Origin of the sequence: Streptomyces sp. CRCS-T-1 (assembly GCF_024442335.1) — a bacterium.
Classification (GTDB): domain Bacteria; phylum Actinomycetota; class Actinomycetes; order Streptomycetales; family Streptomycetaceae; genus Streptomyces; species Streptomyces koelreuteriae.
In genome coordinates this window covers 2,612,373-2,627,232 of sequence record NZ_CP101651.1, presented here as the reverse complement: position 1 = coordinate 2,627,232, position 14,860 = coordinate 2,612,373, and the positions used below count along the sequence as shown (strand labels likewise).

Annotated in this window: 13 protein-coding genes and 1 riboswitch; of the genes, 7 read left to right on the top strand and 6 right to left on the bottom strand. The window is 69.7% G+C overall.

Going from position 1 to position 14,860, the window contains the following annotated elements; genetic code table 11:
- Positions 1-47 precede the first annotated feature (47 nt).
- The 5 genes from NNW99_RS11500 to NNW99_RS11480 form a co-directional block, all read right to left on the bottom strand.
- Positions 48-1,055 (bottom strand): ribonucleotide-diphosphate reductase subunit beta, encoded by a 1,008-nt coding sequence (locus tag NNW99_RS11500; protein WP_215118606.1) that lies wholly within the window; start codon positions 1,053-1,055, stop codon positions 48-50.
- A complete protein-coding gene (locus tag NNW99_RS11495) occupies positions 1,055-3,430 on the bottom strand; it encodes a ribonucleoside-diphosphate reductase subunit alpha (RefSeq protein WP_215118605.1) in 2,376 nt (791 codons plus the stop codon). The genes NNW99_RS11500 and NNW99_RS11495 overlap by 1 nt, the downstream gene beginning before the upstream one ends.
- A 122-nt stretch (positions 3,431-3,552) precedes the next feature.
- Positions 3,553-3,709, bottom strand: a riboswitch (cobalamin riboswitch).
- Between the two features lie 134 nt (positions 3,710-3,843).
- Positions 3,844-5,472 (bottom strand): monocarboxylate uptake permease MctP, encoded by a 1,629-nt coding sequence (gene mctP, locus NNW99_RS11490; protein WP_215118604.1) that lies wholly within the window; start codon positions 5,470-5,472, stop codon positions 3,844-3,846.
- Positions 5,469-5,723 (bottom strand): DUF3311 domain-containing protein, encoded by a 255-nt coding sequence (locus NNW99_RS11485; protein WP_215118603.1) that lies wholly within the window; start codon positions 5,721-5,723, stop codon positions 5,469-5,471. Before NNW99_RS11485 ends, mctP begins: the two co-directional genes overlap by 4 nt.
- Before the next feature lie 139 nt (positions 5,724-5,862).
- Positions 5,863-6,627: a GntR family transcriptional regulator gene (locus NNW99_RS11480; RefSeq protein WP_215118602.1), complete on the bottom strand. Its 765-nt coding sequence runs from the start codon at positions 6,625-6,627 to the stop codon at positions 5,863-5,865.
- Positions 6,628-6,892: 265 nt separating this feature from the next.
- Between NNW99_RS11480 and NNW99_RS11475 the strand changes: the two genes are divergently transcribed.
- From NNW99_RS11475 to NNW99_RS11450, 6 genes are all read left to right on the top strand, one after another.
- The gene (locus tag NNW99_RS11475) at positions 6,893-8,173 is read left to right on the top strand and encodes an extracellular solute-binding protein (protein ID WP_215118601.1); all 1,281 of its coding nucleotides are present in this window, start codon (positions 6,893-6,895) and stop codon (positions 8,171-8,173) included.
- 121 nt (positions 8,174-8,294) lie between these two features.
- Complete coding sequence (locus NNW99_RS11470) at positions 8,295-9,281, top strand: carbohydrate ABC transporter permease (protein WP_215118600.1); 987 nt, start codon at positions 8,295-8,297, stop codon at positions 9,279-9,281.
- Positions 9,278-10,156, top strand: coding sequence for a carbohydrate ABC transporter permease (locus NNW99_RS11465; RefSeq protein WP_215118599.1), 879 nt, complete (start codon positions 9,278-9,280; stop codon positions 10,154-10,156). The genes NNW99_RS11470 and NNW99_RS11465 overlap by 4 nt, the downstream gene beginning before the upstream one ends.
- Positions 10,157-10,165: 9 nt before the next feature.
- Positions 10,166-11,734 carry a glycoside hydrolase family 3 protein gene (locus NNW99_RS11460; RefSeq protein ID WP_215118598.1) on the top strand — a complete coding sequence of 523 codons (1,569 nt, stop codon included), beginning with the start codon at positions 10,166-10,168 and terminating at the stop codon, positions 11,732-11,734.
- Between the two features lie 64 nt (positions 11,735-11,798).
- Positions 11,799-12,047, top strand: coding sequence for a helix-turn-helix transcriptional regulator (locus NNW99_RS11455; protein ID WP_184590604.1), 249 nt, complete (start codon positions 11,799-11,801; stop codon positions 12,045-12,047).
- Positions 12,044-12,595, top strand: a complete 552-nt coding sequence (locus NNW99_RS11450; protein WP_215118597.1) for a hypothetical protein — start codon at positions 12,044-12,046, stop codon at positions 12,593-12,595. The genes NNW99_RS11455 and NNW99_RS11450 overlap by 4 nt, the downstream gene beginning before the upstream one ends.
- 95 nt (positions 12,596-12,690) lie before the next feature.
- On the opposite strand, the gene nagB is transcribed toward NNW99_RS11450, so the two are convergent.
- The gene (gene nagB / locus NNW99_RS11445) at positions 12,691-13,476 is read right to left on the bottom strand and encodes a glucosamine-6-phosphate deaminase (RefSeq protein ID WP_215118596.1); all 786 of its coding nucleotides are present in this window, start codon (positions 13,474-13,476) and stop codon (positions 12,691-12,693) included.
- A gap of 263 nt (positions 13,477-13,739) precedes the next feature.
- Here nagB and NNW99_RS11440 point away from each other — a divergent pair, with 263 nt between their 5' ends.
- Positions 13,740-14,813, top strand: a complete 1,074-nt coding sequence (locus tag NNW99_RS11440) for an SIS domain-containing protein (protein ID WP_215118595.1) — start codon at positions 13,740-13,742, stop codon at positions 14,811-14,813.
- Positions 14,814-14,860 lie beyond the last annotated feature (47 nt).

The following is a 14,860-nucleotide window of genomic DNA, read 5'->3' as shown; positions in this document are numbered from 1 at the left end:
GACCGTCAGATCAGGGAGGCCCAGGAGGCCAGGGAGAGCGAACCGGCTCAGAAGTCCTCGTCCAGGTCGACGGTGCCCTCCACCGCAACCTGGTACGCCGAGGGGCGCCGCTCGAAGAAGTTGGTCAGCTCCTGAACACCCTGGAGCTCCATGAAGGAGAAGGGGTTCTCGGAGCCGTACACCGGAGCGAAGCCGAGCCGGGTGAGCCGCTGGTCGGCGACGCACTCCAGGTACTGCCGCATCGACTCGGTGTTCATGCCCGGGAGGCCGTCACCGCACAGGTCGCGCGCGAACTGCAGCTCGGCCTCGACGGCCTCCCGCAGCATGTCCGTGACCTGCTGCTCGAGCTGGTCGTCGAAGAGCTCCGGCTCCTCCTTGCGGACGGTGTCGACCACGTCGAAGGCGAAGGACATGTGCATCGTCTCGTCCCGGAACACCCAGTTGGTGCCGGTGGCCAGGCCGTGCAGCAGACCACGGCTGCGGAACCAGTAGACGTAGGCGAAGGCGCCGTAGAAGAACAGGCCCTCGATGCACGCGGCGAAGCAGATCAGGTTCAGCAGGAAGCGGCGGCGGTCGGACTGGGTCTCCAGCCGGTCCAGCTTCTCCACCGAGTCCATCCACTTGAAGCAGAACCCGGCCTTCTCGCGGATGGAGGGGATGTTCTCCACGGCGTCGAACGCCGCGGCACGGTCCTCCGGGTCGGGGAGGTAGGTGTCGAGCAGCGTCAGATAGAACTGGACGTGCACGGCCTCCTCGAAGAGCTGGCGGGACAGGTACAGCCGCGCCTCGGGGGAGTTGATGTGCTTGTACAGCGTCAGCACCAGGTTGTTCGCGACGATCGAGTCGCCCGTCGCGAAGAAGGCGACCAGCCGGCCGATCAGGTGCTGCTCCATCGGGGACAGCTTGGCGAGGTCGGCGACGTCCGAGTGGAGGTCGACCTCTTCCACGGTCCAGGTGTTCTTGATGGCGTCCCGGTAGCGCTCGTAGAAGTCCGGGTAGCGCATGGGACGCAGGGTGAGCTCGAAGCCGGGGTCGAGAAGGTTCTGGGTGGTCATTACTGGCAGGCCTCGCAGGACTCGGGGTTTTCCAGGGAGCAGGCGACCGCGTCGGGGTCGGCCGTCTGCTGGACGGGGATGGTCTTCTCAGGCTGTGCCTGGCCCTGCGCGGCGCGGGCGATGCGGGTCGCCGGGCGCGAGCGCAGGTAGTACGTCGTCTTCAGCCCGGCCTTCCAGGCGTACGCGTACATCGAGGAGAGCTTGCCGATGGTCGGCGTCTCCAAGAAGAGGTTCAGCGACTGGGACTGGTCCAGGAACGGTGTCCTGGCGGCCGCCATGTCGATCAGGCCGCGCTGCGGAACCTCCCACGCCGTGCGGTAGAGCGCCCGTACGTCCGCGGGGATCCAGGCGAACTCCTGCACCGAGCCGTTGGCCTCGCGCAGCGCCTCCCGGCTGCGGGCGTCCCACACGCCGAGCCGCTTCAGCTCGTCCACCAGGTAGGAGTTGACCTGGAGGAACTCGCCCGACAGCGTCTCACGCTTGAACAGGTTGGACACCTGCGGCTCGATGCACTCGTACACGCCCGCGATGGAGGCGATCGTGGCCGTGGGCGCGATGGCGAGGAGCAGGGAGTTGCGCATACCGGTCGCGGCGATGCGCTCGCGCAGGGCCGCCCAGCGCTCGGGCCAGGTCAGCTCCACGTCGTAGTGATCGGGGTGCAGCACACCCCGGGCCGTACGGGTCTTCTCCCAGGCCGGCAGCGGGCCGTTGCGCTCGGCCAGGTCGGCGGAGGCCTCGTAGGAGGCGAGCATGATGCGCTCGGCGATACGGGTGGACAGCGCCTTCGCCTCGGGCGAGTCGAAGGGCAGGCGCAGCTTGAAGAAGACGTCCTGCAGGCCCATGGCCCCGAGGCCGACCGGACGCCAGCGGGCGTTGGAGCGGCCCGCCTGCTCGGTCGGGTAGAAGTTGATGTCCACGACACGGTCGAGGAAGGTCACGGCCGTGCGGACGGTCTCGTCCAGCCGCTCCCAGTCGATGTCCCTGCGGGCCAGGTCGACGAAGGCGCCGAGGTTGACCGAGCCCAGGTTGCAGACCGCCGTCTCCCCGTCGTCGGTGACCTCCAGGATCTCCGTGCAGAGATTGGAGGAGTGGACGACGTGGCCCGGCTCGGCCGTCTGGTTGGCGGTGCGGTTGGCGGCGTCCTTGAAGGTCATCCAGCCGTTGCCGGTCTGCGCGAGGGCGCGCATCATGCGGCCGTACAGCTCACGGGCCGGCAGGGTCTTCTTCGCCAGGCCCTTCGCCTCGGCCGCCCGGTACGCGGCGTCGAACTCCTCGCCGAACAGGTCGACCAGCTCGGGCACGTCCGAGGGGGAGAACAGCGACCACTGCCCGTCGGCGTTGACCCGCCGCATGAACTCGTCCGGCACCCAGTGCGCGAGGTTCAGATTGTGCGTACGGCGGGCGTCCTCGCCGGTGTTGTCGCGCAGCTCCAGGAACTCCTCGATGTCGGAGTGCCAGGTCTCCAGGTACACCGCGGCGGCGCCCTTGCGGCGGCCGCCCTGGTTCACGGCGGCGACCGAGGCGTCGAGGGTCTTCAGGAACGGGACGATGCCGTTGGAGTGGCCGTTGGTGCCGCGGATCAGCGAACCGCGGGAACGGATACGGGAGTACGACAGCCCGATGCCGCCCGCGTGCTTCGACAGCCGCGCCACCTGGTGGTACCGGTCGTAGATCGAGTCCAGCTCGTCCTTGGGGGAGTCCAGGAGGTAGCAGGACGACATCTGGGGGTGCCGGGTGCCGGAGTTGAAGAGGGTGGGCGAGGAGGGGAGGTAGTCCAGGCGGCTCATGAGCCCGTAGAGCGCGGCGACCTCGTCGACGGACTGTGCCGTGTCGTCCTCGGCGAGACCGGCGGCGACGCGCAGCATGAAGTGCTGGGGCGTCTCGACGACCTTGCGGGTGATCGGGTGGCGCAGCAGGTAGCGGCTGTGCAGCGTCCGCAGGCCGAAGTAGCCGAAGCGGTCGTCGGCGGCCCGGTCGATCAGCGCGTCGAGCCGGGCGGCGTGCAGGAGCACGAACTCGGCGGTCCGGTCGGCGATCAGACCCTCGCGGTGGCCGACCGCGACGGACTCGGTGAAGGACGTGACACCCTGCGAGGCGGCCTCTTCACGGATGCCGATCGTCAGCAGACGGGCGGCCAGCCGGGAGTAGGCGGGGTCCTCGGAGATGAGGCCGGCGGCCGACTCCGTCGCGAGCTCGCGCAGCTCCGCCTCGTCCGCCCGCGCGGACCGGCCCCGCAACGCGGCGGCGGCGACCCGGCCGGGGTCGGCGTCGGGGAGGTCGGCGGTCAGCTCGGTCAGGGTCCGCAGCAGCGCGGCACCGGGACCGTCGTGCTCTTCTTCGGCAGCTGAGACCGGTTCGGCTGGCGCGATGGTCACGTGGGGCTCTCCCTCGCTCGGCAAGGGGCCTCGCGCAGGGCAGGGGGCAGCACACGAGCGCACACGGCGTCGCGTCCACCGGCCCATTCCACGAGGCCCGGACGTCAGGGCACCCCGGCCGGACGGCCGGGCGCGCTGTCGGCAGGTCCTCGGACTGAAGCCTGTGCGCCCCGCCTTGGGGGCGGATACGCATAAGTACACCGTTGCGGGACAGTTCCGGATTCGCACCGGATTCCCCTGCGGCGACAGCGAGCACGAGCATACATCTTGTGCTGGGTTCGGGTGGCACCCCCAGATGTTGTGTCGCATTGGTGTCAGAGCGTCAACTTCACGTGACAGCGGGCCGCCGTGAATCCTTCTCACGGCGGCCCGCTGCGGGCTGTGTGCGGTTGTTCGCGCTGTTCCCCGCGCCCCTAGTGGGCGCTGCCGGCGGTGGCGGGCGGGAGTTCCACCTGGACGCCCGGGTCGCCCGCGTCGGCCGTGTAGTCCTCCGGCTTGGTCTCGTCGATGCCGTCGGGGGCCTTGAGGGCCTTCAGGACGAAGGTGAGGACCACCGTCACCACCACGTTCAGGACGAACGCCGTGAGGCCGATGTAGCCGATCTCACCGATGCCGGGGATCTCCTTCGAGGAGCCGCCGAAGTGCTTCTGGGTCGGCGAGGCGACCCCGTACGCGGCGGCTGTGCCGTAGATCATGCCGACCGCCCAGCCCGCGAGCAGCGCCCAGCGGTGGAACCAGCGGGTGAACAGGCCGCCGACCAGGGCCGGGAAGGTCTGCAGGATCCAGATGCCGCCGAGCAGCTGGAAGTTGATGGCGACGGTCTTGTCCATGGTGAGGACGAAGGCCAGCGCGCCCACCTTCACCAGCAGGGAGACCAGCTTGGAGACCTTGGTCTCCTGCGCCGGTGTGGCGTCCGGCTTGATGAAGTCCTTGTAGATGTTGCGGGTGAAGAGGTTCGCGGCCGCGATGGACATGATGGCCGCCGGCACGAGCGCTCCGATGCCGATCGCCGCGAAGGCCACGCCCGCGAACCAGTCCGGGAACATCGTCTCGAACAGCTGCGGGATCGCCAGCTGCCCGTTCTGCACCTTGATGCCGGCCGCGATCGCCATGAAGCCGAGCAGCGCGAGCAGGCCCAGCATCAGCGAGTACAGGGGCAGGATCGTGGTGTTGCGGCGGATCACCTCACGGCTGCGCGAGGACAGCGTCGCCGTGATCGAGTGCGGGTACATGAACAGCGCGAGCGCCGAGCCGAGCGCCAGCGTGGCGTACGTCCACTGCCCCGCCTCCGGCGGCACCAGCGCACCGCGCGCCGCACCCGTCGCCGGGTTGGTCTGGCTGTACGCGTCGCCCGCCTTGGCGAAGATCTCGTCGAAGCCGCCCAGCTTGATCGGGATGTAGATGATCGCCACCGCGATGACGATGTAGATCAGGGTGTCCTTGACGAAGGCGATCAGCGCCGGGGCCCGCAGGCCCGACGAGTACGTGTAGGCGGCCAGCACACCGAACGCGATCAGCAGCGGCAGGTCCTTGATGAACCAGTTGGTGTCCTCGCCGCCCCCGACGCCCATCACGTCCAGCACGGCCTGGATGCCGACGAGCTGGAGCGCGATGTACGGCATGGTCGCGAGGATGCCGGTGACGGCCACGGCCAGCGACAGGCCCTTGGAGCCGAAGCGGCCGCGCACGAAGTCGGACGTCGTCACATACCCGTGCTTGTGGGACACCGACCACAGACGGGGGAGGAAGGTGAAGATCAGCGGATAGACCAGGATCGTGTACGGCACCGCGAAGAAGCCGGCCGCGCCCGCCGCGTAGATCGCCGCCGGAACGGCCACGAAGGTGTAGGCCGTGTACAGGTCGCCGCCGAGCAGGAACCAGGTGACCCAGGTGCCGAACGACCGGCCGCCCAGGCCCCACTCGTCGAGGCTGTTCTCGTTCTCGGCCTTGCGCCAGCGCGAGGCCAGGAAGCCCATGACCGTGACGAGCAGGAAGAAGAAGATGAAGACGGCGAGCGCGACGCCGTTCACGCCGTCCTTCACCGCGCACCTTCCTTACGGGCGCGCTGGTCACGCTGCCACAGCTTGTAGGCGGTCATCGTCAGCGCGGTGGAGATGAGCACCCACGCCATCTGGTACCAGTAGAAGAACGGGATCCCGATGAAGGCCGGGTCGGTCTTGGCGTACGAGCCGACCCACAGCATGGCCACGAACGGCGCTATGAGGCACAGGGCGATGACGACACGCATCGGCGTCACCACCGGCCCTCTGCTGGCTTCTGGGGCTTGCGACATCAAGCGACTCCGTCCCCTCAGTGATCACCTGTGTAATGCGCAGGCAATCTAGGTCAGGGTGTGGCGGGAACGGAACCCCTCGTCCGCAATGCGGTACCCAATAGAAACCGGGGCCCACCAGCGGTCCGCGTGGCGTGCGCTACTCGACGGGCCGCTTCAGCCGGGCCACGAACTTGTACCGGTCCCCCCGGTACACCGACCGCACCCACTCCACCGGCTGTCCCTCCCGGTCCAGCGAGTGCCGGGACAGCATCAGCATCGGCAGGCCGACGTCCGTGCCGAGCAGGCCGGCCTCGCGCGGGGTGGCCAGCGAGGTCTCGATGGTCTCCTCGGCCTCCGCGAGATGGACGTCGTAGACCTCGGCGAGCGCGGTGTACAGGGACGTGTACTTCACCAGTGACCGCCGCAGCGCGGGGAAGCGCTTGGCGGACAGGTGGGTGGTCTCGATGGCCATCGGCTCGCCGTTGGCCATGCGCAGCCGCTCGATGCGCAGCACGCGTCCGCCGGGCGCGATGTCGAGCAGGCCGGCGAGGCGGTCGTCGGCGGTGATGTAGCCGATGTCCAGGAGCTGCGAGGTGGGCTCCAGGCCCTGGGCGCGCATGTCCTCGGTGTACGAGGTCAGTTGCAGCGCCTGGGAGACCTTCGGCTTGGCGACGAACGTGCCCTTGCCCTGGATGCGCTCCAGCCGGCCCTCGACGACCAGTTCCTGAAGGGCCTGGCGCACGGTGGTGCGCGAGGTGTCGAACTCCGCCGCCAGCGTGCGCTCGGGCGGGACCGGTGTGCCGGGCGCCTGCGTGTCCGTCATGTCGAGCAGGTGCTTCTTCAGGCGGTAGTACTTGGGCACGCGTGCGGTACGGACGGGTGCCCCGTTCTCGTTCTCCGCACTGCTGACGTCGGTGCTCATGCTCCGCCTTCCCGGCTCGGTCCGCCGAACGATCCCACTTGTATACCGTCGGCGCCGATTTTGGTCTAGTCCACCACGTCCAGTGGTCTACCTGAAGTATGGCGTGTACAGCCGGTATTTCGCTGGCTTATTACTTAAAGGTCCCTGCATATGTAGGTCGCATAACGGCTGGTCAGAGCCTTATCGGGCCTCTTGACAGGTCCCGTGGTCCAGGCCAAGCTCCTCCCTACTGGTCTACACCAATGGTCCAGCTGAGGAGGGTGGCGTGAAGCGCAAGCTGATATCCGCGATCGGTATCGCGGGCATGATGGTCTCCATCGCGGCGTGCGGGGGCGGGGGCGGTGGTTCGGACAAGGGCGGCGCGGACGCCAAGGAGCTGACGGTCTGGCTCACCGTCGACGCCCAGAACAACTGGCCGCAGCTGGTGAAGGCCGCCGACGCGGCCGTCAAGAAGAAGCACCCCGGCCTCAAGATCAACCACGAGTACTACGGCTGGCCCGACAAGAACGCCAAGCTCGACGCCGTCCTCGCCACCGACAAGGCCCCCGACGTGGTCGAGATGGGCAACACCGAGATGCTCGGCTACATGGTCAAGGGCGCCTTCGCTCCCCTGGACCCGGCGAAGTTCGACAACTCCGACGCCTGGCTGGACGGCCTCAAGGCCTCGGTCACCTACGAGGACAAGACCTACGGCGTCCCGTACTACGCCGGCGGCCGCGTCGCCAACTGGCGGGGGGACATCGCGGCTTCGGTCGGGGTGAAGACGCCCCCGAAGACCTACAAGGAGCTGACCGCCGCCCTGGACAAGATCCAGAAGAAGGAGGGCGGCAAGTTCAACGCCTGGTACCAGCCGACCCGCGACTGGTACGCGGCCATGTCCTTCGTCTACGACGCCGGCGGCGCCATCGCCACCGAGTCGGGCGGCCAGTGGAAGGCCTCGCTCTCCTCGCCCGAGTCCCTCAAGGGCCTGGGCGAGTTCAAGAAGGTCGTCGACTCCTACATGCACGGCGACAAGACCAAGGACGAGTCCGACCGCTACATCGTCTACGGCCAGGGCAAGTCCGCCATGATCTTCGCCGCCGCCTGGGAGGGCGCGACCGCCGAGGACCCCAAGAACGACAAGACCGGCAAGCTCAAGGGCAAACTCGAGAACTTCGTGATGCCCGGCCCGTCCGGCAAGAACATGCCCGTCTTCCTGGGCGGCTCCGACCTCGCCGTGCCGGTGAAGTCCGACGCGCAGGACCTCGCCGCCGAGTGGATCAACGCCTACACCGGCTCCTCCGGGCAGAAGGGCCTGATGGCCAAGGGCAATCTGCCCAACAACAAGACCGACCTCGCGACCCTGAAGAACGACCCGGCGACGGCGGTCCCCGCCACCGCGGCCGAGTCCAACTGGTTCGTCCCGATGGCCCCCGGCTGGGGCCAGGTCGAGAAGGCGCAGATCCTGCAGACCATGCTGCAGAGCATCGGCACCGGCAAGAAGTCGGTCGAGGCCGCCGCCAAGGACGCGGACGCCGCGATCGACAAGGTCATCAACACGAAGTGACCCGCGGGCGGGGCTCCCTCACCGGGTGGGGCCCCGCCGCCGTCACCTGGCGGAGACCCGCCGCCGTTCACCGGGCGGAGCCCCGCCCCGTCAGACCTGAGGGAGCGCCGAGGAGCACGCGATGAGTGCCGCAGACACCACCACCCCCGCCAAGGTGCCGCCGCCGCGGCAGGCACCGCCACCCCCTGCCGACGATCTGCCACGGGTGAAGCGGCCGTCGGGCGGGGCCACGGCCCCCTGGCTGCTGCTCGCGCCCTGCCTGCTGATCCTCGCCCTGGTCATGGGCTATCCGCTGGCCCGGCTGGTCACCCTGTCCTTCCAGAAGTTCGGGCAGTCCCAGCTGTGGGGCTTCCAGCCGGCCGAGTCGGTCGGGTTCGACAACTTCGCGAAGGTGCTGGGCGACGGCGAGTTCTGGGCCGTCGTCGTGCGCACCGTCGTCTTCGCGGCCGGAGCCGTCGTCTTCACGATGGTGATCGGCATGGCGCTCGCCCTGCTGCTCCAGCGGGTCTCCGGCTGGCTGAAGGTGCTCATCAACATCGTGCTGGTGGCGAGCTGGGGCATGCCCGTGATCGTGGCGACCACGGTCTTCAAATGGCTCTTCGACTCGGACTACGGCGTCTTCAACGCGCTGCTCAGCAAGCTGCCCGGCGTCGACATGATCGGCCACAACTGGTTCGCCAGCGGCCCCCAGGGCTTGGCCGTGATCATGCTGCTGGTCGTCTGGGGAGCCGTGCCGTTCGTGGTGATCACGCTCAGCGCGGGTCTCACCCAGGTCCCCAAGGAACTGGAGGAGGCGGCCCGCCTGGACGGCGCCGGCTCCTGGGGCGTCTTCCGCTACGTCACCCTCCCCGTCCTCAAGCCGATCATCGTGATGCTCACGACCCTGTCGGTCATCTGGGACATGGGCGTCTTCCCTCAGGTGTTCGTCATGCGCAACGGCCACCCCGAGCCGGAGTTCCAGGTCCTCAACACCTACTCCTACGACCGGGCGTTCGTCGTCAACGACTACGCCCAGGGCTCCGCCATCGCGCTGATCACCGTCCTGCTGCTGCTCGGCGTCGTCGCCGTCTACATGCGGCAGATGCTGAAGATCGGAGAGGTCGAATGAGCACGCTCGCCGGAGCCGGCCGCCGGAAGTCAGCCGTCCGCCGTCAGCCGGCCGGCCGCGGTCAGTCGCGGCTCGGCTGGAACCTCCTCGGCCTCTTGGTCTTCCTCGTCGCCGGCTTCCCGCTCTACTGGATGCTCAACACGGCGTTCAAGCCCGCCAAGGACGCCATCGACCCGGACCCGAGCCTGCTGCCGACCGGCATCACCTTCTCCAACTTCGGCCGGGCGCTGGACATCGCCGACTTCTGGGGCCCGGTGGGCCGCAGCCTCGTGGTGTCGCTGGCGGTCGTCGTCATCGGCATGGCCGTCGGGCTGCTGGCCGCGCTCGCCATCTCCCGGTTCGCCTTCCGCGGCCGGAAGGTCGTGATCGTGGGCATCCTGGCGGTCCAGATGGTCCCGCTGGTCGCCATGATCATCCCGGTGTTCCTGCTGCTCAACGACCTGGGCCAGTACGACCGGCTGACCGGCCTCATCATCACGTACCTCACCTTCGTCCTCCCGTTCACGGTGTGGACGCTGCGCGGCTTCATCGTCAACATCCCGAAGGAACTGGAGGAGGCGGCCATGGTCGACGGCTGCTCCCGCACCGGCGCCTTCCTCCGGGTCGTCTTCCCGCTCCTGGCCCCCGGCATGGTCGCCACCTCGGTCTACGGCTTCATCCAGGCCTGGAACGAGTACCTCTACGCCCTGATGCTGCTCAGCCAGAAGAACCAGACCGCGACCGTCTGGCTCGGCAACTTCACCACCAAGCACGGCACCGAATACGCCCCGATGATGGCCGGCGCCACGATGATGGCCGTGCCCATCGTCGCCCTTTTCCTCCTCGTCCAGCGCAAGATGGCCGCGGGCCTGACCGCGGGCGCCGTGAAGGGATGACCTCACCCGATGACGACACTCGCCAGCGGTGCCGACACGCTCACGCGTGACGCCCTGACGGTTCTCCAGCCCGGCTTCACCGGCACCACCGCCCCCGACTGGCTGCTGCGCAGGCTCGGCGAGGGCCTTGCCTCCGTCGGCCTGTTCGGCCGCAACATCGCCTCGCCCGGCCAACTGGGCGCACTCACCGCGCAACTGCGGGCCGAGCGCGACGACGTCCTGGTCGCGATCGACGAGGAAGGCGGTGACGTGACCCGCCTGGAGGTGCGGTCCGGCTCCTCCTTCCCGGGCAACCACGCCCTCGGCGCGGTCGACGACGTCGAGCTGACGCGCGCCGTCGCCCACGAACTGGGCCGCCGTCTCGCCGCCTGCGGCGTGAACCTCAACTGGGCCCCCTCCGCCGACGTGAACTCCAACCCGTCCAACCCGGTGATCGGCGTCCGCTCCTTCGGCGCCGACACCGATCTGGCCGCCCGGCACACCGCCGCCTACGTCGACGGCCTCCAGTCCGCCGGAGTCGCCGCCTGCACCAAGCACTTCCCCGGCCACGGCGACACGGCTGTCGACTCCCACCACTCCCTTCCGCACATCGACGTCCCCGCGGACGTCCTCACCGACCGCGAACTCACCCCGTTCCGCGCCGCCGTCGCCGCCGGCACCCGGGCCGTGATGAGCGCCCACATCCTGGTCCCGGCCCTGGACCCCGACCACCCGGCCACCCTCTCCCGGCGCATCCTGACCGGCCTCCTGCGCGGCGAACTCGGCTACGACGGCCTCATCGTCACCGACGGCATGGAGATGCGGGCCATCGCCGGCACCTACGGCATCGAACGCGGCAGCGTCCTCGCCGTCGCCGCCGGAGCCGACGCGATCTGCGTGGGCGGCGGCCTGGCCGACGACGCGACCGTACTGCGCCTGCGCGACGCCCTGGTCGCCGCGGTCCGCGCGGGCGAACTCCCGGAGGAACGCCTCGCCGACGCCGCCGACCGGGTGCGCGCACTGGCCCGCTGGGCGGGCACGGCCGGCCGCTCACCCGAGCCGGGTACGACACCCGGCGACGACATCGGCCTGCGGGCCGCCCGCCGCGCCCTCACGGTGACCGTCGCCCCGGGCCTGGAGGGCCCGGAGAGCTTCAAGCCCCTCACCGAACCCCCCTACGTCGCCGCCCTCACCCCCGTCGCCAACATCGCGGTCGGCGACGAGACCCCCTGGGGCGTCGCCGCGGAACTCATCCACCTCCTGCCGGGCACCGTGACCGGCAGCTTCTCCGCCGAGCCCGACAAGACCGGCGAGGGCCCAGACGGCGAGAGCGGGGCGAGCGCCGGACGGGCGGCACTTCAAGCGGCCGGTCCGCGCCGGATTGTCGCCGTCGTCCGGGACGAACACCGCCACCCCTGGATGGCCTCGGCCCTGGACACCCTCCTTGCGGCCCGCCCCGACACCGTCGTGGTCGAGATGGGCGTCCCCCAGGCCGCCCCGCGCGGCGCCCTGCACATCGCCACCCATGGCGCGGCCCGCGTCTGCGGCCGGGCGGCAGCCGAGGTGATCACGGGGCTGGCCGGGATCACGGGGTTGTAGGCATCCGGCGGGTGTAGGCATCAGGGGGTTGTAGGGATACCTCCGAATGTAGTACTTCTTATACATGAGCGAGCAGGTGCACAACAGGTTGGCCATGGTGCGTGCCGAACGGAAGGTGTCGCGCCAGAGCCTGGCCGAGGCAGTGGGAGCCCACTACCAGACCATCGGCTACATCGAGCGGGGGCAGTACAACCCGAGCCTCGACCTGGCGCTGAAGATCTCGAAGTTCTTCGGCCTGCCGGTCGAGGCCGTGTTCTCCCTCGAACCGTTCCGCCCGCTCACGGACGAGGTCTACGGGAGGAACCAGCCATGACGACGACACGCCTGACCCGCTACGACCGCAGCATGCTGCGGCTGATGAACGACCGCCGGGGCCAGGCCTGGTACGCCACGGCGACCCGCCGACGTCTGGCCGTCGCCGCGCACATCACCCTCACCGTGGCCCTCGGCGGACTGATGACCCACCTCTTCCTCGCCCAGGGCGAGCCGCTGTGGCCCGTCGCCGCCATGGCCGTCCTGCTGCTTCCCTGGATGGTCGCGACCGGCGTCATCAACGGCGCCACCAGGGGGCTGCTGGAGCTGCGCGAGCACGTCCTGGACGAGAGGCAGTCGGCGGAACGCAGCCGCGTCCTGGCCCGCGCCCACCGCATGACGACCCTGCTCCTGGCCGCGGCGGCGACTGCCCTGCTGACCACGGGCGGCGTCGCCGGCGACGCCCCGAAGGCCTACGCCGCGCCCCTGCTCATCGCCGTCCTCGTCGTCCACTGGGTGATGCCGCTGTGGGTGGCCGGCCTGCGCGCCCAGGACGAGCCGGCCGAGGATGACGCAGTGGAGGCCGGGGACCTCGCGTCTGCGGGGTGATCCGAAGGGAAGGGCAGGGTCTCCGGCGACCGGGACTCCAGCAACCGGGCTCCAGCGGCCGGGGCTCTGGCGGCAGGGACTCGGAAGGGCAGGCCCTATATCCCCTGCCACTCCGGCTTGTTGACGTACGTGTGCCGGAAGTAGTCCGCGAGCTTCAGCTTCGACGCGGCGGCCTCGTCCACGACGACGGTCGCGTGCGGGTGGAGCTGGAGCGCGGACGCGGGGCACACCGCGGCGACCGGCCCTTCCACCGTCGCCGCGACCGCGTCCGCCTTGCCCTCGCCGGTGGCGAGCAGCACCAGATGCCGCGCCTCCAGGATGGTGCCGATGCCCTGTGTGATCACGTGATGCGGCACCTGGTCGATGTCGCCGTCGAAGAACCGCGCGTTGTCTATCCGGGTCTGCTCGGTCAGCGTCTTGATCCGGGTCCGCGACGCCAGCGACGAGCACGGCTCGTTGAACCCTATGTGCCCGTCGGTCCCGATCCCGAGCAACTGAAGGTCCACACCCCCGGCGTCCGACAGCGCCTTGTCGTACGCCTCGCACGCGGCCTGCACATCCTCGGACGCACCGTCCGGTCCCGTGAACTGCTCCATCCCGATCCCGAGCGGCTCCAGCACCTCACGCCGCAGCACCGATCGGTACGACTCCGGATGGTCGGCGGGCAGCCCCACGTACTCGTCGAGCTGCGCGATCCGCGCCCCCGCGACGTCCACGGCACCGGACAGCGCCTTGGCCGCCAGCGCCTCGTACACGGGCAGTGGTGTCGAGCCCGTGGCCACGCCGAGCAGCGCGTCGGGCTTGCGCCGGAGCAACTGGGCCATGGCCTCGGCGATGAGCTCGCCGCCCGCCTTGGCGTCCGGAACGATGACAACTTCCACGCTGGGCCTGCCGATCTGAGTGGAATGCTCGACTGGGACTGGACCCACGAGGGGTCATGTGGTTTAGACCAATCTAACAGAGCGGGGCCCCCGCTCCCAGGGTGCGGGCCCTCGCTCCCGAGCAGGCGGCACGACTGTGCCGACCAGGCCTCGACCAGGTGAACAGTGCCGGTCTCGCGGGGGCGTTCTCGGGCCCGGGGGGAGTGGAATGGGAGTTGCAGCCGCCCGCGCCCCGCGCCCCGTGCCCACGGAAGGAACCTGACATGACTGCCGCCGTCACCCCGGACCCCTTCAGCGACCTCCCGGGCCGGACCATGGCCCGGGAGATGGCGGAGCAGCCCGCCGTCCTGCGCCGGATCCTGGCCGACGGCGCCCCTGCCGTTCGGGACGTGGCGCGGCAGATCGCCGCCCGTGCACCCCGCTTCGTCCTGCTGACGGCCCGCGGCACGTCCGACAACGCCGCCCTCTACGCCAAGTACCTGCTGGAGATCCGCCTCGGCCTGCCCTGCGGACTCACCTCGATGTCCACCACCACGGCCTACGGCGCCCGACCCGACCTCACGGACGTCCTCGTCGTCACCGTCAGCCAGTCCGGCGGCTCCCCGGACCTGGTCGCCTCGACCCGGGCCGCCCGCGAGGCCGGCGCGATCACCCTGGCCGTCACCAACAACCCCGACTCACCGCTCGCCGGCGTCTCCGAGTACCACATCGACATCATGGCCGGACCGGAGAAGGCGCTCCCCGCGACCAAGACCTACACCGCCTCCCTTCTCGCGCTCTACCTGTTCGTCGAGGGACTGCGCGGCGGTGACGGCGGGGCCGCGCACGCCCTGCCGGACCTCGCCGGGCAACTGCTCGCCCGGCAGGACGAGGTGCGCACCCTCGCCGCCCGCTACCGCTTCGCCGAGCGCATGGTGATCACCTCGCGCGGCTACGGCTACCCCACGGCCAAGGAGGCCGCCCTCAAGTTGATGGAGACCAGCTACATCCCCGCCCTCTCCTACTCCGGCGCCGATCTGCTGCACGGCCCGCTCGCGATGGTCGACAACGTCTCTCCGGTCATCGCCGTGGTCACCGACGGCAGGGGCGGCGAAGCGCTCCAGCCCGTCCTCGACCGCTTGCGCGGCCGGGGCGCCGACCTGGTCGTCATCGGCCCCAGGCATCAGGTCGAGCAGGCGACGGCCGGCTTCGTCCTGCCCACGGACGGCGTGGCCGAAGAGGTCCAGCCCGTCCTGGAGATCATCCCCCTCCAACTCCTCGCCTACGAGGTCACCATCGCCCGGGGCCAGGACCCGGACGCGCCGCGCGCGCTGGCGAAGGTGACGGAGACGCGCTGAACGGTGGGGGATCGCGGGCGCCGGGGGAGTGCTCTCGGTCTGATCGC